This is a genomic window from Marisediminicola sp. LYQ85 (assembly GCF_046600695.1).
Classification (GTDB): domain Bacteria; phylum Actinomycetota; class Actinomycetes; order Actinomycetales; family Microbacteriaceae; genus Marisediminicola.
The window spans coordinates 1448865-1473309 of sequence record NZ_JBKIWO010000001.1; the positions used below are offsets into that span (position 1 = coordinate 1448865).

Sequence of the window (24445 nt, forward strand, 5' to 3'; positions counted from 1 at the left end):
CCTCGAGCGACCCTCGCGATGTCGTAATCTGTCGACGTGGACATCAGAATCGGAATCGCCAACTCGCCCCGTGAGATCAACTTCGAGTCGTCGCAGACCGCGGCGGAGATCGAGCAGACCGTCGGCGCGGCTCTCGAGGCGAAGTCGACCCACTTCACTCTCAAAGACGACAAGGGCAAGCTCTACGTCGTTCCGACAGCCGCCCTCGCGTACGTCGAGATCGGGTCGGACACGTCGCGTCGCGTCGGTTTCGTCGCCTGACCATGGAACTGCTGTTCGTCGCCGTCGGCGCGGCGATCATCGGAACGATCGTGCGCTACACCGTTCCGGGTCGGGACAGCCACGGCACAGCTCTCATCCCGGCGGTCGCCGTCGTGACCGCGTCGATCCTGTGGTCGGCCTTCACGTGGGCCGGATGGGCTTTCGACGGGGGCTGGATCTGGACGATCACTCTCACCGCGACGGTCGCCGTGACGCTCGCGGTGGCCTTTCTTCTGCCTCGGCGCCGGCGCGCGGCCGACGCGCGTGAGCTCGACAGGCTCAGCCGCACCGCCTAGCCGCCCGCTAGGCCGTGAGCCCGAGCGCATCCATTCGTCTGGTGTGGGCGGCGATGAGTTCCGTGAAGACGGGCTCGAGTCGGGCCTCGTCGGGGGTCGTGTCGACGGGCGCCGACAGAGCGGACCTCGCCACGAGCAGGGTGTCGCCGACGAGGCGTCTGCCCCACATCGCGAGTCGCGAGGCGAGGCGGGGGTTGGCGGCGATCGCGACGCGCAACTGCTCGACGATGAGATCGGTTCCCCCATCGGGGGCGAGGAGAATGGCGATGCGTCGCTGCTGGTCGTCTGACAAACCCCCCGCGAGTCTCACGAGGAAGTCGTCGAGCAGACCCGCGGTCACGTAGCTCGTCACGAGGGTCTCGTACCAGTCCGACCCGAGGGTCACACGGTGGAATTCGTCGATGCTGCGGCGGAACGGCTCCATGGCCTCGGCCGGCTCGCGGTGCGCGCGACCGAGCTCGGCGACGAGGCCGTGATAGCGCGCGAGAGTCAAGCGCGAGACTTCGGCGAGGGCGTGCTTGCCCGCGGTCGTGGGGGCGGCCATCGCGGCTTTCGACGCGGTTTCGAAGAGAGCGAGCTGAACGTATGCGGCACGGCCGAGGTAGGAGACCGGATCGGGTGTGAGTTCGGCGAGGTCGACACGATTGACGACGACGGGCTTCTTGCGCTGAGAGCGCGGCCTCGGGGTGTCGGGGTTTTTCGCACGCCGACGGAGGAAGGAAGCCACGACCGACAGCTTAGACCGACGCCCGCGGCGCACCTCGACGAGGCCGCGCGACGCGCGGATCCCGTCTCTCAGGGGGCGGCGCGCTAAACTGTCGGCAAGTCCTCTTCTGACGGGGACATCTGCGCCCCATGCACAAGCGGGCGTACTCGCTTCCATGACGGGCTATTCTCAGTGACTTTCTCAGATCTCAATATCGACCAGGACATGGTCGACGCTCTCGCCTCCAAGGGCATCGTCGAGCCGTTCCCCATTCAGACGCAGACCATTCCGATGGGCCTCAACCGCCAGGACATCATCGGCCAGGCGAAGACCGGAACGGGCAAGACCCTCGGTTTCGGACTCCCCCTCCTGCAGTCCCTCGGCACCGACCCTGAACCCGGCGTGAAGGCACTCGTCGTCGTCCCGACGCGCGAACTGTGCGTGCAGGTCGCCGAAGACCTCGTGCTCGCGGCATCCAACCGCTCGACGAAGATCGCGGCGATCTACGGAGGCAAGGCCTACGAGGGCCAGGTCGAGCAGCTCAAGGCGGGCGCGCAAGTGGTCGTCGGCACGCCGGGTCGTCTGCTCGACCTCGCGAGCCAGCGCATGCTGAGCCTCAAAGACGTCAAGGTCATGGTGCTCGACGAGGCAGACAAGATGCTCGACCTCGGGTTCCTCTCCGACATCGAGAAGCTCTTCGCGCAGACCTCCCCCACGCGTCACACGATGCTCTTCTCGGCGACGATGCCCGGCCCGATCGTGGCCCTCGCGCGCCGCTTCATGAACAAGCCCATCCACATCCGGGCGACCGACCCCAACGAGGGGCTCACCCAGGCGAACATCAAGCACCTCGTCTACCGCGCCCACAACATGGACAAAGACGAGGTCGTCGCCCGCATCCTGCAGGCCGAGGGTCGAGGCAAGACCGTGGTCTTCACGCGCACGAAGCGCGCTGCCGCCAAGCTCGTCGAAGAGCTCAACGACCGCGGGTTCAACGCCGCAGCCGTGCACGGGGACCTCAACCAGGAGCAGCGGGAACGCGCGATGGCCGCGTTCAAGGCCGGCAAGAAAGACATCCTCATCGCCACGGATGTCGCGGCGCGAGGCATCGACGTCAACGACGTCACCCACGTGATCAACCACACGATCCCCGACGACGAAGACACCTACCTGCACCGCGCCGGCCGCACGGGCCGCGCGGGCAAGACCGGTATCGCCGTGACCTTCGTCGACTGGGACGACCTGCACAAGTGGGCGCTCATCAACAAGGCCCTCGACTTCGGTCAGCCGGAGCCGACCGAGACCTACTCGTCGTCACCCCACCTCTACAGCGACCTCGGCATCCCCACCGAAGCGCGCGGGCGGCTCGCCCACGCGGGCCCGCCCAAGGCCCGCGAGCCGAAGTCCAACGACCGCGGTGGTGACCGTGGCGGCCGCGGTGGAGACCGTTCCGGCGGACGCTCGAGTGACCGCGCGGCAGACCGCAGCCGGCCCACCGAGGGCGGCTCGAGGTCGCGCGGCGGCCGATCGCGTTCCGGCGCGGGCTCGTCCGACTCGGGGGCATCGAATTCAGGGGCATCGAATTCGGGAGCATCGACGACCGCGTCGACAGTGTCTTCGGACGGTGCGGCAGGCACCGACGAGGGCTCGCGGGCACCCCGCACGCGCCAGCGCACCCGTCGCCGCAATCCGGGCGCGACACCTCCCGCGGGCAACTGACCCGAACGGCACGCGTCACGCTGAGAGTGGCGCCGACCCGGTTCCGCGTTCGATGATCCGTTCGAGCACGCGCGGGTCGGTGTGGTTCTCCCCGAGCCTGTTGGGCTTTCCGGCGCCGTGATAGTCGCTCGAGCCCGTCGTCGCGAGACCGAACGTCGTCGCGAGCTCGCGGAGCCGTTGCTTTCCGCTCGCCGTGTTGTCTCGGTGCTCGATCTCGAGCCCGAACAGGCCCGCCCCGACGAGAGCTTTGAGCTTGCTCTCGGGGATGACCTCCGAAGCGCCCCGCGTGCCGGGGTGTGCGAGCACGGGAACACCTCCGGCCGCGACGACGAGCTTGACGGCCGTGAGGGGGTCGGGAGCGTAGTGCGGCTCGAAGTACCCGCTTCTCGGGTGCAGGATGCTCTCGAACGCGGCACTGCGGTTCGCCACGAGCCCGCGCGCCACGAGCGCGTCGGCGATGTGCGGGCGACCGACGGTCGCGCCGCGCGACGTCTGCTCGAGAACGTCGCTCCAGCTGAGGTCGTAGTCGGCGCTGATGCGCGACACGATGTTCTCCGCTCGGCGCAAGCGCGAGTCGCGGATGCGTGCCGTCTCGGCGACGATTCCGGCATCCGACGGGTCGAAGAGGTAGGCGAGCAAGTGCACGCTCTTCCATCCGAACATCGTGCTGAACTCCATGCCGGGGATGACCGTGAGCGCAGACCCTCGCGCGGCGTCGGCGGCTTCCGTCCATCCCGCCGTCGAGTCGTGATCGGTCAGGGCCACGGCGGCGAGACCACTCTCGATCGCCGAGGCGACGAGTCGCGCGGGCGTCTCCGTGCCGTCCGACACGCTGCTGTGCGTGTGGAGGTCGATAACCCGGGACATCCCTCAAGCGTAGGCCGAGCACCTGAGCGCGGCCCTGTATGCGGCGCGCGCGCCGCCGACCACGGAGGGTCGTCGCACCCGGCCGCGCTAGGGTGAATGCGCCATGACCCGCCGACTGATCGTTTCGACCGTCGTCGTGGTCTCGGCTCTCGTGCTCCTCGTCTTCGCCTGGCCCCAACTCGTCGGGCTGCAGTTCGCTCCGCTCGTCGCGCAAGCGGTGTCGCTTCGCGCGGCGGCGGCGCTGTGCGGCCTCGGCCTCGCGCTCGTCGTGCTGCTCGTCACTCTCGCGTCGCGCCCCTTCCGGCGTGTGGGAAGCGCGCTCGTCGTTCTCCTGCTCGTCTTCGTCGCGGCCAACGGGGCCATCCTCGCGTCTCGCGGCTTCGACGAGAGCGGCGCCTCGGCGACGAAGCCCGAGGGCGCCGTGACCGTTCTCGCGTGGAACACGCTCGGCGACTCCCCGGGCGCGCAAGCCATCGCCGACCTCGTGCTCGAGACCGACGCCGACATCGTCTCCCTCCCCGAGACGACCCAGATCACCGCGACCGAAGTGGCCGTCATCCTGCGCGACGCGGGGAGACCGATGTGGGTGCACTCCGTCGCCTTCGACCTCGTGTCGAAGGCCCGCTCGACGTCTCTGCTCACGAGCGTCGACCTCGGCACGTACACGGTCGATTCGACGCGGGGCAACACCTCGGTCGTGCCCTCGGTCGTCGTGACCTCCGACGACGGCAGCGGGCCGACGATCGTCGCGGCCCACCCCGTCGCCCCCATCCCGGGGTTCCTCGATGATTGGCGCAGCGACCTCGAGTGGGTGGGCGACGCGTGCACGGGCTCCGACATCATCCTCGCGGGCGACCTCAACTCGACGGTCGACCACTACGGGTCGCTCGCGAACGGCGACGCCGCGATCGGCGATTGTTTCGACTCCGCCGTCGAGGCGGGAGCAGGGGCGATCGGCACGTGGCCGACGGGCGTGCCCGCGACACTCGGGGCCCCCATCGACCACGTCATGGCGACGGCGGAATGGGATGTCGTCTCCGCCCACGTGATCGACGACCGCGACGACTTCGGGAGCGACCACCGCCCCATCACGGCGACGCTCCTCCGCGAGACCGACTGAGCCGCCCCACCCCACCCTCACCCCCGACCCAACCCCGGAACGAATCGGTGCCGGTGGCAGAATGGAGGAATGGCAGACCGCACCGCTCCCCCGCCCCGCGCGACATCGAACCGCTCGACGACCCCCGTGTCGCACGCGTTCACCGACTACATCGGCAGCGGGTGGGCCGACAGACCCGACATCCTCCCCTCGGCCAGGCCGCAAGCATCCTTCGCTGCCGCACGCCGGCAGAGCCTGTCCGCGGCATTCCCCGGGGTCACGGTCGTGGTGCCGGCGGGAGCCGCGAAGGTGCGCTCCAACGACACCGACTACCCGTACCGCGCGCACTCGGCGTTCGCCCACCTCACGGCGTGGGGAGCGGACACCGTTCCGGGCAGCGTGCTCGTGCTCACCCCGACCGCAGACGGCCCCGATTCCGGCGGGCACACGGCCACCCTCTTTTTCCGTGAGGCGGCGGGGCGCGACTCCGACGAGTTCTATGCGAACCCCGAGATCGGCGAATTCTGGACGGGACCTCGCCCCTCACTCACCCAGGTCGGAGTCGACCTCGGTCTCGACACGGCATCGCTGACCGCGCTCCCCGCCGCGATCGAAAGCGCCGCCGCCGAGACGGTGACCATTCGGGGCATCGACGCGACGGTCGACAGCATGATCGATGCGCACCTCGACGCACGCCTCGACCTCGTCTCGACCTCGACCACTCCGCACGTCGACGGATCGTTCCCGGCGAGCGAGACGACGGGCCCGACCGATGCCGACCTCGAGCGCGAGGCGAGCGAATCCCGACTCGTGAAAGACGACTTCGAGATCGAGCAGATGCGGCTCGCCGTCGACGCGACCGCCCGCGGATTCGACGATGTCATCGGCGACCTCGACGCGATCGTCGCCCACCCCCGCGGGGAACGCCTCATCGAGGGCACCTTCAACCGCCGCGCGCGGGCCGACGGCAACACCGTGGGCTACGACACGATCGCGGCGTCGGGTCCGCACGCGTGCATCCTGCACTGGACACGCAACGACGGTCCGGTTCTTCCGGGAGACCTCATTCTGCTCGACGCGGGGATCGAACTCGAGAGCTACTACACCGCCGACATCACGCGCACGCTCCCCGTCGACGGCACCTTCACCGCGGTGCAGAGGCGCGTGTACGACGCCGTGCTCGAGGCTGCCGACGCGGCATTCGCGATCGTGCGACCGGGCATCCGATTCCGCGAGATCCACCAGGCCGCGATGACCGTGATCGCCGAGCGCACCGCCGAGTGGGGGCTCCTCCCCGTCGACGCCGCGGAATCACTCGAGCCCGACAAGCAATACCACCGCCGCTACATGGTGCACGGCACGAGCCACCACCTCGGGCTCGACGTGCACGACTGCGCCAAGGCCCGCCGCGAGCTCTACCTCGACGGCGTGCTCGAAGAGGGCATGGTCTTCACGATCGAACCCGGCCTCTACTTCCAGCCCGACGACCTCACGGTGCCCGAAGAATATCGGGGCATCGGCGTGCGCATCGAAGACGACATCCTCGTGACGGCGTCGGGCGCCGAGAACCTCTCGAGCGGGATCCCCCGCACCGCCGACGAGGTCGAGGCGTGGATGCGGCGCTGACGGCGCCGCGCCCGTCCGGGCCCTCGGAGGGGCGTCAGCGACACGCCTCGAACACGTGATCGGGCGAATCGGGAGTGGTGAGATCGCGGTCGCGCCGGATCGTCGACGACACCCGATCGGGGTCGGCGCACGCATCCGCGAAGGCCGAGGCGTCGGAGTATTCGACGTCGACGACCGCGTCGCCGTAGGTCGCGGCGACGACGGCGCACTCGTCGAACTCGTGGCACTGCTCGACGACGGCGAAGTCGAACCCCGCCTCGGCGCGTGCCCGTTCGGCGAACTCGACGGCGTTCTTCTGCGCCGCCGCGAGACCGGACTCGTGCGCGAGGTCGACGATGAGTCTCGCGAAATCCATGGCCGCGTCGACCGAGAGCGCCCCGCCCGACCGCGAGAACGAGTCGAGATTGTCGAATTCGACGGCGGAGAAGCCCGCAGACGCGCACGAGCGTATGTCGCGATCGACGAACTCGGCGAGGCGCGCCCGATTGGTCGCCGTCGAGGTGTCGAGGAGGAGTTCGTCCGGCCATCCGGGATCGACCACGGGTTCGCCGCCCTCGCCCGTGAGCACGAGCTCGGGCCTCTCGTCGAGCCACTCCTCCCGGTCTCCCGGTTGAGACTGGAACGCGTTGACGTAGCAGATCGAATACAGCCCGGGCTCGGGCACATCGGTCGAATCACGCACGACCCCCTCGACGCCCGGTGCGGGCGCATACCCGCCCCCGAGCTGATAGTCGACGAGGATGCCCTCGGGGAGCGACTCGATCGCGCGGACCGCACCGGTCGGAGCCGCGCCGCCCGGAGACGTGCTCGCGGGGCCCTCCGCGAGCGGGGCACAGCCCGCGAGCGCGGCGACGACCGCGAGCCCCGCGAGAGCGCGATGCCGGATGGCCGGCCTCACGACGGCGTGAGCCTCGCGAGGAGTTCTTGCGCCTTGATGGTCAGCTCCGGGTCGACGATGACCTCGTAGCGGCTCGCGAGAACCTGGTTGATCGAGGTGAAGTCGCGGCGGCGTCGCGTGAGCGTGTAGTTCACGAGCCCGAAGATCATGCCGAAGCCCGCGCCGATGAGGGTCGCTGCGCCGACGTAGACGAGGGAGCTCGACGTCGGGGTGAAGACGAACAGCACGAGCCCGAAGAACAGCCCGAGCCACGCGCCGCTCGCGGCGCCCATCGCGGCCGCGCGAGCATTGGTGAGCTTGCCGGTGACGCGCTCCACCGACTTGAGGTCGCTCCCGACGATCGCCACTTGCGCGACCGGGAACTCGGCTTTCGAGAGCCTGTCGACCACGGCTTGCGCCTCGGCGTAGGTGTCGTAGGTGCCGAGCACGTCGCCCCGCGGAAGGGTCGGGAGTGGCGGGCGTCGGCGGCTGAACGGGGTCGGGGTGCTCACCCCGGTATTGTCCCACCCAGCGGGTAGGGTTCTACCGTGAGTGCCGCGAGAGTCTTCGTCGCCCGGCTGGGCGGGTGCCTCGTTTTCGACCCCGCGGGCGACCGCGTAGGACGGGTTCGCGACGTCATCGTCGTCTACCGCGCCTCCCGTGCGCCGCGCGTCGTCGGTCTCGTCGTCGAGGTTCCGGGCAAGCGTCGCGTCTTCCTTTCGATCGGGCGCGTCACGAGCATCGGGTCTGGCCAGATCATCACGACGGGCCTCATCAACCTGCGCCGCTTCGAGCAGCGCGGCGGCGAAGTGCGCGTGATCGCCGAGATCCTCGGTCGCGAGATGGCGTTCGTCGACGGCACCGGCTCGGCGAAGATCGAAGACGTCGCGATCGAAGAGCTCAACCCCGGCGAGTGGGAGGTCGGTGAAGTCTTTCTCCGTCGTCCGAAGCCGAGCGGCTCGCCGTTCGCGAAAGGCCAGACCGCGTTCGCCTCGTGGACCGAACTCCGCGACCTCTCGACGACCGACTCGCCGCAGTCGGCGACCCAGTTGCTCGCGACATTCGAAGACCTCCTCCCCGCCGACCTCGCCAACGCCCTCCTCGACCTGCCGGATCAGCGGATGATCGAGGTCGCCGAGGAGCTCTCCGACGCCCGCCTCGCCGACGTGCTCGAGGAGATGCCCGAGACCGACCAGGTCGGCATCCTCAACAGGCTCGGCGACGATCGCGCCGCCGACGTGCTCGATCAGATGCAGCCCGACGACGCGGCAGACCTCATCGCGCAGCTGAGCGACGAGCGCGGTGAGACGCTGCTCGACCTCATGCAGCCCGACGAGGCCGACGACGTGCGCATGCTCCTCGCCTACGAGCCCGACACGGCGGGCGGCCTCATGACGACCGACCCGATCATCGTGAGCGCCGACGCGACGGTGGCCGAGGGCCTCGCGCTCATCCGCCGACACGAGCTCGCTCCCGCGCTCGGCGCGGCCGTGTGCGTGACGCTCCCGCCCTACGAGCCTCCGACCGGTCGCCTGCTCGGCATCGTGCACTTCCAGCGGATGCTGCGCTACCCGCCGAGCGAGCGCCTCGGCACGCTACTCGACCTCCGCCTCGAACCCGTGCGCGCCGACGCCTCGGCCGCCGAGGTCTCGCGCATGCTCGCGAGCTACAACCTCGTGTCGGTGCCCGTCGTCGACGACAACCATCGACTGGTCGGGGTGGTGACAATTGACGACGTTCTCGACCACGTTCTGCCCGACGACTGGCGCAGTTCCGATGGCGACGAGCCGCGACTGCCACCCCGAGCACGGGCACGACAGCAAGCGACACTCGATACCACCCCACTGAAGACCATCTCGAGGAGGTCGACGAATGGCACGGTCTAGCCGCAGCGACAGCCGCCTCGACTCCCCGAAGGGGCAGCGCTCCCCCTTCCGGTCCCGCCGGGGAGGTCGACCGAGCCGCGACCGCTTCGGTCGTTTCACCGAGTGGATCGCGCGCGCGATGGGCACCCCGTGGTTCCTCTTCGGGCTCACCATCTTCGCCGCAGCCTGGCTCGTCTACAACGTGACCGCGCCGCTGGAGTTCCGGTTCGACTCCGCCGCCAACGGCTTCACGGCGCTCACGCTCATCCTGTCGTTGCAAGCGTCGTACGCCGCTCCCCTCATCCTGCTCGCGCAGAACCGGCAGGACGACCGCGACCGCGTGCAGATCGAGCAGGACCGTCAGCGCGCCGAGCGCAACCTCAACGACACCGAGTACCTCGCGCGGGAGGTCGTGGCACTGCGCCTCGCGATGAAGGATGTCGCGAGCAAAGACTTCATCCGCGCCGAGATCCGCTCGCTCGTCGAGGAACTCGAGCGCGACCGCGCCGACCGGGCCGACGAGGGCTCGCGTGGAGCCTGACGGCCCCGCGGCGGATTCGGCGCTCGTCGCAGACATCCGCGCCTCCCTCGCTCGGGTGATCGATCCTGAGATCCGCAAACCGATCACCGAGCTCGGCATGGTCGGTGATGTCTCCGCGACCGACGGTCACGCGAACGTGACCGTCAAGCTCACGATCGTCGGGTGCCCGGCGGCCGACACGATCGAGCGCGACGTGCGGGCGGCGACGCTCGCCGTGGCGGGGATCGGCTCGAGCGACATCCACGTGACGGTCATGAGCCGTGACGAGCGCGCGGCCCTCACCGAGCGTCTGCGCGCGGGGCGACCCAAGTCGGCCCAGTTCTCGGCAGACTCCCTCACGCGCGTCATCGCGATAACGAGTGGCAAGGGCGGGGTCGGCAAATCGACCCTCACGGCGAACCTCGCCGTTTCGCTCGCCGCCCGTGGTCTCGCGGTCGGCCTCGTCGACGCCGACGTCTTCGGCTTCTCGATCCCCGGCATCCTCGGCATCGCGGGCGTCAAACCTACGCAGATCGACGGGATGATCCTCCCTCCCGTCGCGCACGGTGTGAAGGTCATCTCGATCGGCATGTTCGTCGACGGAAACGCCGCGGTGTCGTGGCGCGGCCCCATGCTTCACCGCACGATGCAGCAGTTTCTCACCGACGTCTATTTCGGCGATCTCGACGTGCTGCTCATCGACCTGCCCCCGGGCACGGGAGACGTCGCCATCTCGCTCGGGCAATTGCTCCCCCACGCCGAGGTCGTCGTCGTGACGACGCCGCAGGTGGCCGCGGCCGACGTCGCGGAGCGGTCGGGAACCGTCGCGCGCCAGACCGGTCAGCGCGTCGTCGGGGTCATCGAGAACATGGCCGGGTTCGATCGGGGCGACGGCACCGTCGTCGATCTGTTCGGCGCGGGCGGCGGCCGGCTCGTCGCCGAACGACTGAGCCTCGAGGGCGAAGACCCGGTTCGCGTGCTCGCCTCCGTTCCTCTCAGCGTCGCGCTCCGCGAGGGCGGCGACTCCGGCCTGCCCCTCGTGCTCTCGAATCCGCGCGACCCTGCGGCTGTCGCGATAACGACAGCGGCCGACGAGCTCGCACGTCGTGGACGCGGTCTCGTCGGCCGAAAGCTCGGGGTCAGCGTTCGCTGACCGTTGTTACGCGCGCCAGGTGGGAATCTGGCGGTAACCGTCGCGCGCGGCGAGGTTGACGGTGCCCGCTGTCACCGAGATGACGATGGCGGAGATGATGACGAGGGTGGTGACGACGAACATGGTGACCTTTCTGACTCCGGGCGACAGGAACGCTGCGGTCGGGAGTTGCTGACTGTTGTTCCTCTATTCGACCTCACCCTGCCCTGAAGCACAATCGAACCTTTGTGGAGTGACTGTGTAGATTGACTACATGGACGTGCGCCGACTCGAGTTGCTCCGCGAGCTCGCCGAACGCGGCAGCGTCACCGCCGTCGCGGCCGCGACCAACCGCACCGTCTCCGCCGTCTCGCAGCAACTCAAGGTGCTCGAACGCGAGGCGGGGATCCCGCTCACCGAGCGGTCGGGGCGCGGCGTGATCCTCACCGGGGCGGGGCTCGCGCTCGCCCGCACGGCCACCGATGTCGCCGTCGCCCTCGAGCGCGCCGAGGCACTGTGGGAGGACTTCAAGCAGGCCCCCCAGGGTGTCGTGACCCTCACCACGTTCCCCTCGGCGGGCCAGATGCTCCTTCCCGGACTCCTCACCGCGGTGCAGGATGTTCCGGGCCTCACCGTGCGGTGCAGCGACCAGGATCCGCTGCTGCCGGACTTCGCCGACCTCACGCCCGACTTCGACGTCGTGATCAGCGAGTCTCCCGGCACCCTCCCCTCGTGGAAGGAGCGTGGTCTCGCGGTCGTGCCCCTCATGCAGGAACCTCTCGACGTCGGGATGCCCGAGAGCCACCGTCTCGCAGGAAAGACCACCCTCCTCGCGAGCGACCTCGTCGACGAGGAGTGGATCGGGGTTCCCGACGGGTTCCCCTACGACCGCGTGCTGCGCGAGATCGAGGTCGCGAACGGGTCGCCCGCGCGCATCGGCCAGCGATTTCTCGACAACGCGATCGTCGAGGCCGTGGTCGCGGCCGGCCACGGTATTGCCGTGCTCCCGCGCTACACGACGCGGGCGCACGAGAACGGCCTCATCACGAAGCCTCTCAGCGGCATCCGCGCCACGAGACAGATCTCCGCACTCCTGCGCCCGGACCGCGCCGAGCGCCCCTCGGTGCGACGCGTCGTGCGCGAGCTCCAAGCGGAGGCCCAGCGCTACCAGGCCGCTCGGGAGGGCGTGGCCTGATCCCGGGTGCTCCGACCGCTCAGGTGGCCTCGGCGTCGAACGGTGCGACCTCGGCCTCGGCGAGCAACCGGCGGCGACGCGCGTACGCCGACTCGCGCGGGGGGCGCACGACCGCCGTCGCGACGGGAGCCGCACTCGGTGTCGTGGCCGGGTCGTCGACGAGGGCCTCGCGGATGATGCGGCGCGGGTCGTACTGACGCGGGTCGAGCTTCTTCCAGTCGACCTCGTCGAACTCGGGGCCCATCTCGTCGCGCATGCGCTCTTTCGCGCCATCCGCCATCGCGCGCAGCGACTTCACGAGCCGTGCGAGCTGCGCCGCGTAGTGCGGCAAGCGGTCGGGGCCGAGGAGGAAGACGGCGACGACTCCGAGCAGGAGGAGTTTGTCGATCGTCAACCCGAACATGCGTTCAGACTAACGCTCGAGACCTCGGGGCTGCCTCTACGCTGGTCAAGACCCAAGGAGCATGAGTGTCTGACACGGAATCCAATCGTCGGTTCGCCGAGGAGTTCATCGTCGAGAGCGAGCACATCGCCGCCGCGCGACAGCACTCGATCGAACTCGGAATCGACCCGATCGCACCGTCTGTCGGCGCGCAGATTGCGATCGTGGCGGCCGCGACATCGGCGTCGAGCATCATCGAGATCGGCACGGGAGTGGGCCTGAGCGGCCTGTGGTTGCTCTCCGGTGCACCCGGCGCCACGCTCACGACGATCGACGTCGAGGCCGAGCACCAGCAGGAGGCGCGCAAGCACTTCCTCGACGCCGGCATCCCGAGCAACCGGGTGAGACTCATCACGGGTCGCGCCGCCGACGTGCTCCCCCGGATGAACGAGAGCTCCTACGACATCGTGCTCGTGGATGCCGACCCCGGGAGAGTCATCGACTACGTCGAGCACGCGCTCCGGCTCGTGAAGAGCAGCGGAACCGTGCTCGTGACGCACGCCTTGTGGCGCGGACGCGTCGCCGATCCGGCGAAGCGAGACGACATCACCGTGGGGTACCGCACCCTCCTCAAAGAGGTTGCGGCATCCGACGCTGTCATCAGCGCGCTCACGCCGGTCGGCGACGGGCTGTTGCAGCTGACCAGACGCGGGGACTAGCCCGCGCGTCGGCTAGGAGGCTGCCGCGACGACTCCAGCGAGTGCGTCGTGCAGTTCTTTCGCCTCGGCATCGTTGACCGACACCACCAGGCGTCCCCCACCCTCGAGCGGAACACGCACGATGATGAGGCGACCCTCCTTCACAGCCTCCATTGGTCCGTCTCCGGTCCTCGGCTTCATGGCTGCCATGATGGATCCCCTTTCGTGGAATACCTGACCATTATCCCGTATCGGCGGCGTAACCCGAAAACGGCGCAGTACTACTCGAGTTGCGCTCGGGTTCGGCAAGACGCCGGCGTCACACTCCGGAGAGCCAGCTGCGCAGTCCGCGCTCGCACTCGGTGATCTGATCGATGGCGACCCTCTCGTCGTCGGCGTGAGCCTTCAGCGGGTCGCCCGGGCCGTAGTTGACGGCGGGGATGCCGAGGGCGGAGAACCTCGCGACATCGGTCCAGCCGTACTTGGGTTTGGGCTCGCCCCCGACGGCGTCGACGAATTCGCGCGCGAGAGGATCGGTGAGCCCCGGGCGGGCACCCTCGGCGAGGTCGACGATGCGCACATCGAACGCCGAGAAGAGGTCGCGGATGTGCGCGACGGCCTCGTCGCCCGACCGGCTCGGGGCGAAGCGGTAGTTCACGTGCACCATGCACTCGTCGGGGATGACGTTGCCCGCGATGCCGCCCGAGATGCCCACGGCGTTGAGTCCCTCGCGGTACACGAGACCGTCGACCTCGATCTCGCGCGGGGTGTAGTCGGCGAGAGTGGCGAGGATGGGCGCGGCGTCGTGGATCGCGTTGTGTCCCACCCACGCGCGAGCGGAGTGGGCACGCAGACCGAACGTGCGCACCTCGGCCCGGAGATTGCCGTTGCAGCCGCCCTCGATCGCCGAGTTGCTCGGCTCGCCGAGGATCGCGAAATCCCCCGCGAGCAGGTCGGGCCGCTCCCGAGCGAGCCTGCCGAGGCCGTTGAGCGCTTCGGAGACCTCCTCGTGGTCGTACCAGATCCAGGTGACGTCGACATCCGGGGCCGTGAGCTCGGCAGCGAGCTTGAGCTGCACGGCCACGCCCGCCTTCATGTCGACGGTTCCGCGCCCCCAGAGGTAGTCGACGCCGTCGATCGTCTCGAAACGCGTGGGGAGGTTGTCGTTGAGCGGCACCGTGTCGATGTGTCCGGCGATGACGACTCGGCGACTCCGACCGAGGTTCGTGCGGGCGACGATCGCGTCGCCGTCGCGGATGATCTCGAGGTGGTCGCTCGCAGCGAGGCTCGCGACGATGGCGTCGGCGATCGTCGCCTCGTCGCCCGACACCGACTCGATGTCGCACAGGGCTCTCGTGAGGTCGACGGATGACGCGGCGAGATCGAGAACGGGAATGGTCGGGTCGACTGTCGGCATCCGTCGAGCCTACCGACGCGAGCTCGAGGGCGCTCGCGGCTCGGTAACCTGGACTCATGACTGAGAGAGCAGCCTGGGGCTATGGATTGTCGACCGTCACGACCTCGGGGGTCGTGCTCGACGCGTGGTTTCCGAGCCCGGCGCTCGGGTCGATCCCCGCGACTCGCGACCGCCACATCGTTCCGAGTCGCCTCGAGCCGCTCCTCGGCGCCGACCTGCGCCGCGGTGTCACCGTCGACTACGTCACCCTCGAGATCGACCTCGACGCGGCACCCGGGTCGACCGCCGACGCCTACCTGCGGTTGCACCTCTTGAGCCACCTCCTCGTGGCCCCGAACTCGATCAACCTCGACGGGATCTTCTCCCACCTCCCCGTCGTCGCGTGGACGACCGCCGGGCCCATGCACCCCGACGACTTCAGCGCACAGCGCCCCGAACTGCAACGAGCCGGGATCTCCATCACGGGGCTCGACCGCTTTCCGCGGTTGCTCGACTACGTCGTGCCCGAGCGCGTGCGCATCGCCGACGCATCGCGCGTGCGCCTCGGCGCCCACCTCGCACCGGGCACGACAGTCATGCACGAGGGGTTCGTCAACTTCAACGCGGGCACGCTCGGCACGTCGATGATCGAGGGGCGCGTCTCGCAGGGCGTCGTCATCGGTGACGGTTCGGATGTCGGCGGCGGCGCGTCGATCATGGGAACCCTCAGCGGCGGCGGCACGCACCTCGTCTCGGTCGGCGAACGCGCCCTCCTCGGCGCGAACTCCGGCATCGGCATCTCGATCGGTGACGACAGCGTCGTCGAGGCGGGGCTCTACGTGACCGCGGGAACCAAGGTCTCAATCCTCTCGACCGACGGGGCACCCGCCCGGGCGGCGAAAGCCGCCGAGCTCACCGGGCAGCCAGGGCTGCTCTTCCGCCGCAACTCCACGTCGGGCGCCGTCGAGGTGCTGTCGCGGAGCGGCCGCGGAATCGAGCTCAACGCCGCGCTGCACGCCTGACCCGGCGCGACACTCCTTCTCCGCTCAGGGCGCGGGGGTAGGGTCCGGGCATGGGCCGGCGTGGGCGACAGACCGAGGTGCGCCAGATCGCCGCTGCTGCCGCGGGGGCGGGCGCCGTCATCCTCTCGTGCTGTCTCGCCGCGACGACGATCGCATCGGCGTTGGGCACCGAGGTCACCGACGGCGCGAGCATACGGCCCGCGGTGAGCGAGTACGCCGGCTTCGCCTCCCCCGTGCAGCAGATGCAGTTCGACCTCGACGGTGCGGGCTCGGTGAAGTTCGTCGTGGTCCCCGAGAGCGTGCGGCAGGGCGTCAACTCACCTCGCGACCCTCTCGTGCTCGCGAGCATGGAGCTCGAGAACGGGCTCTACGAACTCGGCTTCGAGCTTCGCCTCACGCACGACCGCGCTTTCTCGACCGACGGCAGCCTCGAGTGCCAGTTCGTGGAGGCGACGAGCGGCGTTCCACTGCTCCCCCAAGACCCCGTGGTCGTCGCGGAGTCGCGGGAGGACATCACGGTGCAGTCGTCCGTCACGCTCGCGCTCCCCGCGATGACCGTCGAGTTGCGGTGCGCACCCGAGGTTGCCGCTCTCTCCCGCACCGAGGTCGGCGACGTGACGCTCTACGCCATCGCGTTCGAGTGAGCGCGCGCCGATAGGCGCAGCGCAGGTCGGCGCAGCGAAGGTCGGCGCAGCGCTGCGCAGGTCAGCGCTGCGCGGGCCACTCGCGCGAGGGCTCGCCGATGTAGAGCTGCTGCGGGCGACCGATCTTCGTCTGCGGGTCGTCGTTCATCTCGCGCCAGTGCGCGATCCACCCGGGGAGTCGCCCGATTGCGAACAGCACCGTGAACATGCGCGGCGGGAACCCCATCGCCTTGTAGATCACGCCCGTATAGAAGTCCACGTTGGGATAGAGCTTGCGCTCGATGAAGTAGTCGTCGGCGAGGGCGACCTCCTCGAGCTCCTTCGCGATGTCGAGCAGCGGGTCCTGCACACCGAGAGCCGCGAGCACCTCATCCGCACTCTCTTTGACGAGTTTGGCGCGGGGGTCGAAGTTCTTGTAGACACGGTGCCCGAAGCCCATGAGCTTGACACCCTCCTCCTTGTTCTTCACCCGCTCCACGAAGGTCGACACGCTCTCGCCCGACTCGCGGATCTCGCCGAGCATCTTCAGAACGGCCTCGTTCGCCCCGCCGTGAAGCGGTCCGTAGAGTGCGTTGATGCCCGCGGAGACGGAGGAGAAGATGTTGGCTTGCGTCGAACCGACGAGGCGAACCGTCGACGTCGACGCGTTCTGCTCGTGGTCTTCGTGCAGGATGAGCAAGCGGTCGAGGGCCTTCGAGAGCACCGGGTCGACCTCGTACGGCTCCGCCATCGTGCCGAAGTTGAGCTTGAGGAAGTTGTCGACGAAGCTCAGCGAGTTGTCGGGGTAGAGGAACGCCTGCCCGAGGCTCTTCTTGTGCGCGTATGCGGCGATCACGGGGAGCTTGGCGAGCAGGCGGATGGTCGAGATCTCGACCTGCTCCTTGTCGTGCACGCTCGAGGAGTTCTCGTAGTAGGTCGAGAGAGCGGAGACCGCACTCGAGAGCACCGACATGGGGTGTGCCGTCGACGGCAGCGCGTCGAAGAACCGGCGGAGGTCTTCGTGGAGGAGCGTGTGACGGCGGATGCGCTCGTCGAACTCGCCGAGCTCGTCAGCGGTCGGCAGGTTGCCGTAGATGAGGAGGTAGGCGGTTTCGAGGTAGGTGGAGTTTCTCGCGACATCCTCGATCGCGTACCCGCGGTACCGCAGGATGCCTTTGTCGCCGTCGATGTAGGTGATCGCGCTCTTCGTCGACGAGGTGTTGACGAAACCCTGGTCGATGGTCGTGTACCCGGTCTGCTTCATGAAGGTCGAGATGTCGATGCTCGAGGCACCGTCGACCCCCCGCACGATGGGGAACTCGGCGGACCCGCCGGGAAAATGGAGGGTGGCCTTCTCGGCGTTGTTCGTGGCAGCGTCGTTCACGCGTACAGCCTAATCGGCGCCAGGGGGTACCGTCACATCCGCCAAGGACACCCGGAATCAGTTGGTGGAAGCGTCCAAGCGCTCCGCGGCGCGCGCGATGTCGTCATCGGTCGCCGTCAACGCGATGCGGATGTGCTCGCGGCCCGCATCGCCATAGAACGACCCCGGGGCGGTGAGGATGCCGAGCTCGGCGAGGCGCGACACGGATGCCGCGGCATCCTCGCCCTGGGTCGCCCACAGGTAGAGACCCGCCTCGCTCCCGTCGATGCGGAACCCCGCGGCGACGACGGCGCGTTCGAGGCGGGCGCGACGCGTGCGATAGAGCTCCCGCTGCGCAGACACGTGGCCGTCGTCGCCGAGGGCCGCGATCATCGCGCGCTGCACGGGCGCGGGCGGAATGAGTCCGAGGTGCTTGCGGATGCCGAGCAGTCCGTCGACGACGGCGGGGTCTCCCGCGACGAAACCGGCGCGATACCCCGCGAGGTTCGATTGCTTGCTGAGCGAGTAGACCGCGAGAACGGAGGTGTGGTCGTCACCCACCACGTCGGGGTCGAGGATGCTCGGGGTCGCCGCTCCTCGCCAGCGCTCGCTCCAGCCGAGCTCGGCGTAGCACTCGTCGCTCACGATCACCGCGCCGAGCTCGCGGGCGCGCTCGACGGCCCCCCGCAACTCGTCGACCGAGAGCACGCGGCCGTCGGGGTTGCCCGGGCTGTTGACCCACACGAGTTTCGTCGACTCGGGCCACTCGCGCGGGTCATCGCCCGCGTGCACGAGCGACCCCGTCAGGGCGGCGCCGATCGCGTACGTCGGGTAGGCGACGAGCGGGTGCACGACGGTGTCACCCGACCCGAGCCCGAGCCACAGCGGCAACTGCGCGACGAACTCCTTCGACCCGATCGTCGGAAGAACCGCGTCGGGCTGCAGGGCCTCGACCCCGCGCCGGCGCGCGAACCACGCCACGATCGCGGACCTCAGCGCAGCCGTGCCCGCGGTCAGCGGATAGGCGTGAGCGTCGGTCGCATCCGCCGCCGCTTCCCTGATGAGGGCCGGCGTCGCGTCGACGGGCGAACCGACCGAGAGATCGATCATGCCGTCGGGGTGTGCCCTGGCCCGTTCGGCGAACGGAACGAGGGAATCCCACGGAAAGTCGGGCAGCGCGATCACGCGGCGACGACCTGCAGACGGATCACCCGGCAGCCCGCGCGAACGTCACTCGGCGCCGACGGCCTGCGGAGGCAGCGCCGCGACGAGCGCGTGATCGTGATGGATGACACCGACCTTCGAGGCGCCACCGGGAGACCCGACCTCCTCGAAGAACTCGACGTTGGCCTTGTAGTAGTCGGCCCACTTGTCTGGCACGTCGTCTTCGTAGTAGATCGCCTCGACCGGGCACACGGGCTCGCACGCACCGCAGTCGACACACTCGTCGGGGTGGATGTAGAGCATGCGGTCGCCCTCATAGATGCAGTCGACGGGGCACTCGTCGATGCACGCCCGATCCTTGAGATCGACACACGGCAGAGCGATGACATAGGTCACGAGATGAGGGGTCCTTTCGGATGCGGAGTACTGGACGATCCTACCCGCGTCGCCTGGGGCAACCTGGGCCACGCGAGCACGACGGCGACGATCACGACCGGCCCGTAGACCCACCACAGCGAGAGGTCGGTCGCGGGGATGAGCACGGACCCCCCGGCGCTCTCGAGCGACAGGATCGCGACGACACCGAGGATGCCTGCGGCCGCGACACCGGCGACGACGCGCGTCTCGAACACGATGCGCAGACCCGTCACGAGGGCGGCGACCACGAGGAGCCCCGCCACGAGACCGACCGGAACGGCCACACCGGCGACCGTGGGAGAGAACTGGTGCACGACCGTCGCGAGCGACCCGATCACGACCCCCGCGACGAGAGCCGCGAGACTCAGGAGGATGCGCCCGCGCAGCGCGAACTCGCTCCAACGCGACGGGAACGCACTGCGCGGCACGTCGCGCCGAAACGACTCGACCGACGTGATCGGCACGGGCTGCCCGCCAGAGAGAGTCAACTCACCGACACCGACCGTGAGTTGGGAACGGTGGGCACGCAGCGCCGCGACCTTGCGATCGAGGGCGGCGGAGACATCCACCTCGACGACGCCCGCTCGACCCGGCAGCGCGTCCGCGGGCTCGATCGCGTAGAACGGCACGCTCATGACCTCGGCAGCACGCTTCGCTGCGACGTGGGCCATCACGTGGTCGGGGTGGCCGTAGCCGCCGTTCGCGTCGTAGCTCACGACCGCGCGTGCCCCCGTCGTGGCGATGACCGTGGCGATGTCGGCGGCGACCTCCCCGACGGGAGCGATGCTCAGGGCGTCGGGATGCACGTCTGCGGGAGGCTCGGGACCGTCGGCACTCCACACCATGCCCGAATCGCGGTAGCGGCGGGGTGCGGCACCGATCGTGCGCGCGTTCGCCGACCCGAGCCAGCGGTGGTCGGTGAGCCCGAGAGCGCGCATCGCGTTCGCGAGCTCGCCCTCGCGATGCCGCGCGAGAGCCTCCGGGTCACGCAGCAGAAACTGGATGTCGTCGGGGATGACCTCGCCGTTCTCCCCGCGCGTGCACGTGAGCACGGTCACGACCGCCCCGCGATCGAGGAGGGTCGCGATGGTCCCTCCCGTCGTGATCGACTCGTCGTCGGGGTGCGCGTGCACGAAGAGCACGCGCTCGGTGGGGGTCGCTGCTTCGGCGTCTGCGGGCGAAAACTGCATGCGAAGCGCCTAACCGGTGGTCGTGGAGAGTGTGTCGTCGTGCCTTCCGGCGCTTCCGCCAGCGTATCCCGAGAGCAGCGCGGGCTCGGTGTGAGCGTGCTGCGGGTCGCGGGCGCGTGCACGGGCACGGGCACGGGCACGAGCACGGGGGTCGCCCGGCATGCCGAAAACCCCGCCGCGCGGTCGCACATGGCTGTGTCGACCCGCCCGATTCGCCATCTGCGACCGCGATGGGCGTCGACCCGGCACCTCTGCTCCTCCCCGCGGAAGGTCTTGCGTTATTCCTCCAGCCACCGCGCGTAGAGGGCGTGACCCGAGGCCTACGGCGGCACCCTGGTCGGATGCCTCGTCCGAGCGCTCTGCCCCCGCCGTTCTCCCAGACGGCCTTCGACGTCAGTACCGCGTATGCGGCGGGACTCACCCGGGGCCGGTTGCGGTCATCTGACTTGGATGCCCCCTTCCACGGCGTCAGGCGCGCGTGCCGCACGGAGGAGGACACACCCCACGACGATGTCGCCCGTGCTCTCGCACAGTGCCGGGATTACCAGCCTCTGCTGAGGCCCGGCGCATTCTTCAGTCACACCACGGCCGCTCACCTCTGGGGATGTCCGCTCCCCCGCGGACTCGACGGACTGCATGTCGCCGTCGCTCGGCCGGGCAGAGCCCCCCGATCGAGAGGCGTGCAGGGACACTCCCTCATCGCCCCCGTGATCGTCGACCGTCAGGGAATGCCCACCGCCGATCCGGCCACCACCTGGATTACGCTGGCATCCATGCTTTCTGTCACCGACCTCGTGGTCGCGGCGGACCACCTCATCTTGACGCCGCCTTTCGGTGGCACCGGCCGCCCGTTCACCACGCGGGAACGACTGCAGGCCGCAGTAGAGGCGCATCCCGTCGCGGGAATGCCTCGCGCGCGGACGGCGCTCGACTTGGTTCGGCCGGGCGCTGAATCGCGGACCGAGACGCTCTTGCGACTGCTGCTCCGCGACCACGGATTGCCCGAGCCGACCGTCAACCCGACTGTCGAAGTCCGAACCCTCGACGGGCGTTTCCGGATCGTGCGACTCGACCTCGCCTTCTGTCGGTGGAAGGTCGCCGTCGAATACGACGGCGACCACCACCGGACTGACGCACGCCAATACGAACTCGATATAGCCCGATACGACGACATCACTGCCGACGGATGGATCGACATCCGCGTGCGAAGCTACGGCCTCTTCGTGGAACCACTCGTCACCGTCGCACGCGTTCACCGTGCGCTGAGATCTCGTGGCTGGCGCCCGTCTCACCGCACCCGTGCGCGGTGAACCCACGCGCTCAGCCCGTGCTTCGAGCCCCCGGAAGCCGGACCGCACGCGAATCGCCGCGATCGCGGTCGCGAATGGCACGGAGGGTCTCGCTCGACAGCCATATGCGCCCGCGGTCGAGCGGTTCGGGGCGCGCGCGGCGCGGGGTGCTCGGAGGCGCGGCTACGCGCGCGTGACCGCGTAGGTCGCCGTCACAACGCCGTCGGAGCCTGTCGCGACCGCGAGAACCACCGTGTGAGCGCCCGAGGTGAAGGTGCCGAAGCCCGCCTCCTCATCGCTGCTGACCGCGGATGATTCGAACCCGGCGCCCTCGAGTGTCGCCTGCACCTCGGCAAACGCGGCGATGTCGGCGAGCCTCGTTTGCACGACCCAGCCGCTCGATTGCGGTCCTGCGCCACCCCCGACGATGTCGCCCGTGAGCGGAACGTCGTCGACGGGGAAGCCCGACGGCAATTCTCCGTCGGTGGAGATGCCCGCGCCCCCGAGTGCTTCGGAGACGGCATCGTCCACGCTAGCCCGGGCCTCCGAGATCGCGCCGTTGAGCGCGTTCTCGGCGACACCGCAGCCGGAGAGCGTGAGGGATGCCGCGACCGCGAGTGTCGCCACGATCGCGAGCCGCGACATCCGCATTACGCGTCTTGCTTCTTGAGCCGTGACGTCGAGCGTGCGCGGGCGTTGGCGTCGAGCTCGACCTTGCGGATGCGGATCGCGGTCGGCGTGACCTCGACGCACTCGTCTTCGCGACAGAACTCGAGGCACTCCTCGAGGGTGAGCTGGCGCGACGGCGTCATCGACTCGAACGTGTCGGAGGTCGACTGACGCATGTTGGTCAGCTTCTTCTCCTTGGTGATGTTGACGTCCATGTCGTCGGCGCGCGAGTTCTCGCCGATGACCATGCCCTCGTAGACCTCTTCGGTCGGCAGCACGAAGAACGACATGCGCTCCTGCAGGTTGATGATCGCGAACGGGGTGACGACACCGGCACGGTCGGCGACGATCGAGCCGTTGCTTCGCGTGACGATGTTGCCGGCCCACGGCTCGTAGCCGTGCGAGATCGCGTTGGCGATTCCGGTGCCGCGTGTGGTCGTGAGGAACTCGGTGCGGAAACCGATGAGTCCGCGCGACGGGATGATGAACTCCATGCGCACCCAGCCGGTGCCGTGGTTCGTCATGTTCTCCATGCGGCCCTTGCGCGTGGCCATGAGCTGCGTGATCGCGCCGAGGTACTCCTCGGGCGAGTCGATCGTGAGGTGCTCGAACGGCTCGTGCAGTTTTCCGTCGATCTGGCGCACGACCACTTGCGGCTTGCCGACGGTGAGCTCGTAGCCTTCGCGACGCATCTGCTCGACGAGGATCGCGAGGGCCAGCTCGCCACGGCCCTGGATCTCCCAGGCATCCGGGCGTCCGATGTCGACGAGCTTGATCGAGACGTTACCGATGAGCTCGCGGTCGAGACGGTCTTTGACCATGCGCGCGGTGAGCTTGTGGCCCTTGACCTTGCCCACGAGGGGCGAGGTGTTGGTTCCGATGGTCATCGAGATCGCGGGGTCGTCGACCGTGATGGTCGGCAGCGGGCGCACGTCGTCGGGGTCGGCGAGCGTCTCTCCGATGGTGATGTCTTCGAAACCGGCGACGGCGACGATGTCACCGGGGCCCGCCGACTCGGTCGGGAAGCGGCTGAGCGCCTTGGTGATGAGCAGCTCGGTCACGCGCACGTTCGCGACGCTGCCGTCGTGCTTGACCCACGCGACGGTCTGGCCCTTGCGGATGGTGCCGTTGAAGACACGCAGGAGGGCGAGACGGCCGAGGAACGGCGAGGCGTCGAGGTTGGTGACGTGAGCCTGGAGGGGGTGCTCGTCGTCGTAGCTCGGCGCGGGCACGTGCTTGAGGATCGCCTCGAAGAGCGGCTCGAGGTCGTCGTTGTCGGGCAGGGTGCCGTTCTCGGGCTTGTTGTCGCTCGCGGCGCCGTTGCGGCCCGAGGCGTAGACGACGGGAACGTCGAGGATCGCGTCGAGGTCGAGGTCGGGCACATCGTCGGCCATGTCGCTCGCGAGGCCGAGGAGGAGGTCCTGGCTCTCGGCGACGACCTCGTCGATGCGCGCATCCGGACGGTCGGTCTTGTTGACGAGCAGGATGACGGGGAGCTTCGACTCGAGGGCCTTGCGGAGCACGAAGCGGGTCTGCGGGAGCGGGCCCTCGCTCGCGTCGACGAGGAGCACGACGCCGTCGACCATGGAGAGGCCGCGCTCGACCTCACCACCGAAGTCGGCGTGACCCGGGGTGTCGATGACGTTGATGACGATGGGGCCGCCCGCGCCGTGCTCGGCGGCGTGCGTGCCGTTGTAGAGGATCGACGTGTTCTTCGCGAGGATGGTGATGCCCTTCTCGCGCTCGAGGTCGTTCGAGTCCATCATCCGGTCTTCACCCTCGAAGTGGGCGTCGAACGAGTTGGTCTGCTTGAGCATCGCGTCGACGAGGGTGGTCTTGCCGTGGTCGACGTGGGCGACAATGGCGACATTGCGCAGATCGTTGCGAGTGGCGATGGCCATGCGGGAATCCTTGACTGGTGAGGCGGCGTGCTGCGTGCCGCGATCGGAGTGGTTCGCGATCAGGCTGTCGCAGCGCCCAGCGGGCGCTGGCGGAGGCCGGTGAAAGTGGTTGTGGAGGGTGCCGGGTCACAACTGACGGTGCCCTGCACGCTCTAGTCTACCGTGCCC

26 protein-coding genes are annotated in these 24445 nt (G+C 68.9%); 13 read left to right on the top strand and 13 right to left on the bottom strand.

Annotation, left to right across the window (positions count from 1 at the left end; genetic code table 11):
- Nucleotides 1-36: 36 nt before the first annotated feature.
- Together ACLHG5_RS06795 and ACLHG5_RS06800 are read left to right on the top strand one after the other, a co-directional pair.
- Nucleotides 37-261 carry a DUF3107 domain-containing protein gene (locus ACLHG5_RS06795; RefSeq protein ID WP_411318217.1) on the top strand — a complete coding sequence of 75 codons (225 nt, stop codon included), beginning with the start codon at nucleotides 37-39 and terminating at the stop codon, nucleotides 259-261.
- 2 nt (nucleotides 262-263) lie between these two features.
- A complete protein-coding gene (locus ACLHG5_RS06800) occupies nucleotides 264-557 on the top strand; it encodes a hypothetical protein (RefSeq protein ID WP_411318218.1) in 294 nt (97 codons plus the stop codon).
- Nucleotides 558-564: 7 nt separating this feature from the next.
- Here ACLHG5_RS06800 and ACLHG5_RS06805 read toward each other — a convergent pair whose 3' ends face one another.
- A complete protein-coding gene (locus tag ACLHG5_RS06805; RefSeq protein ID WP_411318219.1) occupies nucleotides 565-1284 on the bottom strand; it encodes a ferritin-like fold-containing protein in 720 nt (239 codons plus the stop codon).
- Between the two features lie 171 nt (nucleotides 1285-1455).
- Here ACLHG5_RS06805 and ACLHG5_RS06810 point away from each other — a divergent pair, with 171 nt between their 5' ends.
- On the top strand, nucleotides 1456-2982 hold the full coding sequence (locus tag ACLHG5_RS06810) for a DEAD/DEAH box helicase (RefSeq protein WP_411318220.1): 1527 nt from the start codon (nucleotides 1456-1458) through the stop codon (nucleotides 2980-2982).
- Between the two features lie 15 nt (nucleotides 2983-2997).
- On the opposite strand, the gene ACLHG5_RS06815 is transcribed toward ACLHG5_RS06810, so the two are convergent.
- The gene (locus ACLHG5_RS06815; RefSeq protein ID WP_411318221.1) at nucleotides 2998-3849 is read right to left on the bottom strand and encodes a PHP domain-containing protein; all 852 of its coding nucleotides are present in this window, start codon (nucleotides 3847-3849) and stop codon (nucleotides 2998-3000) included.
- A gap of 103 nt (nucleotides 3850-3952) precedes the next feature.
- On the opposite strand from ACLHG5_RS06815, the gene ACLHG5_RS06820 reads away from it, so the two are divergent.
- Both ACLHG5_RS06820 and ACLHG5_RS06825 read left to right on the top strand, forming a co-directional pair.
- Nucleotides 3953-4969 carry an endonuclease/exonuclease/phosphatase family protein gene (locus ACLHG5_RS06820; RefSeq protein ID WP_411314926.1) on the top strand — a complete coding sequence of 339 codons (1017 nt, stop codon included), beginning with the start codon at nucleotides 3953-3955 and terminating at the stop codon, nucleotides 4967-4969.
- 69 nt (nucleotides 4970-5038) lie between these two features.
- Complete coding sequence (locus tag ACLHG5_RS06825) at nucleotides 5039-6574, top strand: aminopeptidase P family protein (protein WP_411318222.1); 1536 nt, start codon at nucleotides 5039-5041, stop codon at nucleotides 6572-6574.
- Between the two features lie 34 nt (nucleotides 6575-6608).
- Here the strand turns inward: ACLHG5_RS06825 and ACLHG5_RS06830 are convergent, their stop codons facing one another.
- Both ACLHG5_RS06830 and ACLHG5_RS06835 read right to left on the bottom strand, forming a co-directional pair.
- Nucleotides 6609-7472 (bottom strand): endo alpha-1,4 polygalactosaminidase, encoded by an 864-nt coding sequence (locus ACLHG5_RS06830; protein WP_411318223.1) that lies wholly within the window; start codon nucleotides 7470-7472, stop codon nucleotides 6609-6611.
- A complete protein-coding gene (locus ACLHG5_RS06835; RefSeq protein ID WP_411318224.1) occupies nucleotides 7469-7963 on the bottom strand; it encodes a general stress protein in 495 nt (164 codons plus the stop codon). Before ACLHG5_RS06835 ends, ACLHG5_RS06830 begins: the two co-directional genes overlap by 4 nt.
- Before the next feature lie 36 nt (nucleotides 7964-7999).
- Between ACLHG5_RS06835 and ACLHG5_RS06840 the strand changes: the two genes are divergently transcribed.
- From ACLHG5_RS06840 to ACLHG5_RS06855, 4 genes are all read left to right on the top strand, one after another.
- Entirely contained in the window at nucleotides 8000-9337 is a 1338-nt protein-coding gene (locus tag ACLHG5_RS06840; protein WP_411314922.1) for a magnesium transporter MgtE N-terminal domain-containing protein, read from the top strand.
- Nucleotides 9324-9857, top strand: a complete 534-nt coding sequence (locus ACLHG5_RS06845; protein WP_411314921.1) for a DUF1003 domain-containing protein — start codon at nucleotides 9324-9326, stop codon at nucleotides 9855-9857. The genes ACLHG5_RS06840 and ACLHG5_RS06845 overlap by 14 nt, the downstream gene beginning before the upstream one ends.
- Nucleotides 9847-10989: an Mrp/NBP35 family ATP-binding protein gene (locus ACLHG5_RS06850; RefSeq protein WP_411314920.1), complete on the top strand. Its 1143-nt coding sequence runs from the start codon at nucleotides 9847-9849 to the stop codon at nucleotides 10987-10989. Before ACLHG5_RS06845 ends, ACLHG5_RS06850 begins: the two co-directional genes overlap by 11 nt.
- Nucleotides 10990-11242: 253 nt before the next feature.
- Entirely contained in the window at nucleotides 11243-12163 is a 921-nt protein-coding gene (locus tag ACLHG5_RS06855; RefSeq protein ID WP_411314919.1) for a LysR family transcriptional regulator, read from the top strand.
- Nucleotides 12164-12182: 19 nt separating this feature from the next.
- On the opposite strand, the gene ACLHG5_RS06860 is transcribed toward ACLHG5_RS06855, so the two are convergent.
- On the bottom strand, nucleotides 12183-12566 hold the full coding sequence (locus ACLHG5_RS06860; RefSeq protein WP_411314918.1) for a Sec-independent protein translocase TatB: 384 nt from the start codon (nucleotides 12564-12566) through the stop codon (nucleotides 12183-12185).
- A gap of 65 nt (nucleotides 12567-12631) precedes the next feature.
- Here ACLHG5_RS06860 and ACLHG5_RS06865 point away from each other — a divergent pair, with 65 nt between their 5' ends.
- The gene (locus ACLHG5_RS06865) at nucleotides 12632-13264 is read left to right on the top strand and encodes an O-methyltransferase (RefSeq protein WP_411314917.1); all 633 of its coding nucleotides are present in this window, start codon (nucleotides 12632-12634) and stop codon (nucleotides 13262-13264) included.
- A 12-nt stretch (nucleotides 13265-13276) separates the two neighbouring features.
- On the opposite strand, the gene ACLHG5_RS06870 is transcribed toward ACLHG5_RS06865, so the two are convergent.
- A complete protein-coding gene (locus ACLHG5_RS06870) occupies nucleotides 13277-13453 on the bottom strand; it encodes a DUF3117 domain-containing protein (RefSeq protein ID WP_165063777.1) in 177 nt (58 codons plus the stop codon).
- Between the two features lie 109 nt (nucleotides 13454-13562).
- Nucleotides 13563-14660, bottom strand: a complete 1098-nt coding sequence (gene dapE / locus ACLHG5_RS06875) for a succinyl-diaminopimelate desuccinylase (RefSeq protein ID WP_411318225.1) — start codon at nucleotides 14658-14660, stop codon at nucleotides 13563-13565.
- Nucleotides 14661-14716: 56 nt separating this feature from the next.
- Here dapE and dapD point away from each other — a divergent pair, with 56 nt between their 5' ends.
- Both dapD and ACLHG5_RS06885 read left to right on the top strand, forming a co-directional pair.
- Complete coding sequence (gene dapD, locus ACLHG5_RS06880; protein WP_411318226.1) at nucleotides 14717-15661, top strand: 2,3,4,5-tetrahydropyridine-2,6-dicarboxylate N-succinyltransferase; 945 nt, start codon at nucleotides 14717-14719, stop codon at nucleotides 15659-15661.
- 50 nt (nucleotides 15662-15711) lie between these two features.
- Nucleotides 15712-16305, top strand: a complete 594-nt coding sequence (locus tag ACLHG5_RS06885) for a hypothetical protein (RefSeq protein ID WP_411318227.1) — start codon at nucleotides 15712-15714, stop codon at nucleotides 16303-16305.
- A gap of 61 nt (nucleotides 16306-16366) precedes the next feature.
- On the opposite strand, the gene ACLHG5_RS06890 is transcribed toward ACLHG5_RS06885, so the two are convergent.
- The 4 genes from ACLHG5_RS06890 to ACLHG5_RS06905 are packed head-to-tail and all read right to left on the bottom strand — an operon-like array spanning nucleotide 16367 to nucleotide 20418.
- On the bottom strand, nucleotides 16367-17668 hold the full coding sequence (locus ACLHG5_RS06890; RefSeq protein WP_411314913.1) for a citrate synthase: 1302 nt from the start codon (nucleotides 17666-17668) through the stop codon (nucleotides 16367-16369).
- Between the two features lie 57 nt (nucleotides 17669-17725).
- Nucleotides 17726-18832 (bottom strand): succinyldiaminopimelate transaminase, encoded by a 1107-nt coding sequence (gene dapC / locus ACLHG5_RS06895; protein ID WP_411318228.1) that lies wholly within the window; start codon nucleotides 18830-18832, stop codon nucleotides 17726-17728.
- Between the two features lie 45 nt (nucleotides 18833-18877).
- The gene (gene fdxA / locus ACLHG5_RS06900) at nucleotides 18878-19207 is read right to left on the bottom strand and encodes a ferredoxin (protein ID WP_411314911.1); all 330 of its coding nucleotides are present in this window, start codon (nucleotides 19205-19207) and stop codon (nucleotides 18878-18880) included.
- Entirely contained in the window at nucleotides 19204-20418 is a 1215-nt protein-coding gene (locus tag ACLHG5_RS06905) for a PIG-L family deacetylase (RefSeq protein ID WP_411318229.1), read from the bottom strand. Before ACLHG5_RS06905 ends, fdxA begins: the two co-directional genes overlap by 4 nt.
- 773 nt (nucleotides 20419-21191) lie before the next feature.
- Here ACLHG5_RS06905 and ACLHG5_RS06910 point away from each other — a divergent pair.
- Complete coding sequence (locus ACLHG5_RS06910) at nucleotides 21192-21728, top strand: hypothetical protein (RefSeq protein ID WP_411318230.1); 537 nt, start codon at nucleotides 21192-21194, stop codon at nucleotides 21726-21728.
- Nucleotides 21729-21890: 162 nt separating this feature from the next.
- On the opposite strand, the gene ACLHG5_RS06915 is transcribed toward ACLHG5_RS06910, so the two are convergent.
- Complete coding sequence (locus ACLHG5_RS06915; protein ID WP_411318231.1) at nucleotides 21891-22352, bottom strand: hypothetical protein; 462 nt, start codon at nucleotides 22350-22352, stop codon at nucleotides 21891-21893.
- A 5-nt stretch (nucleotides 22353-22357) separates the two neighbouring features.
- On the bottom strand, nucleotides 22358-24277 hold the full coding sequence (gene typA / locus ACLHG5_RS06920; RefSeq protein ID WP_411318232.1) for a translational GTPase TypA: 1920 nt from the start codon (nucleotides 24275-24277) through the stop codon (nucleotides 22358-22360).
- Between the last annotated feature and the right edge of the window lie 168 nt (nucleotides 24278-24445).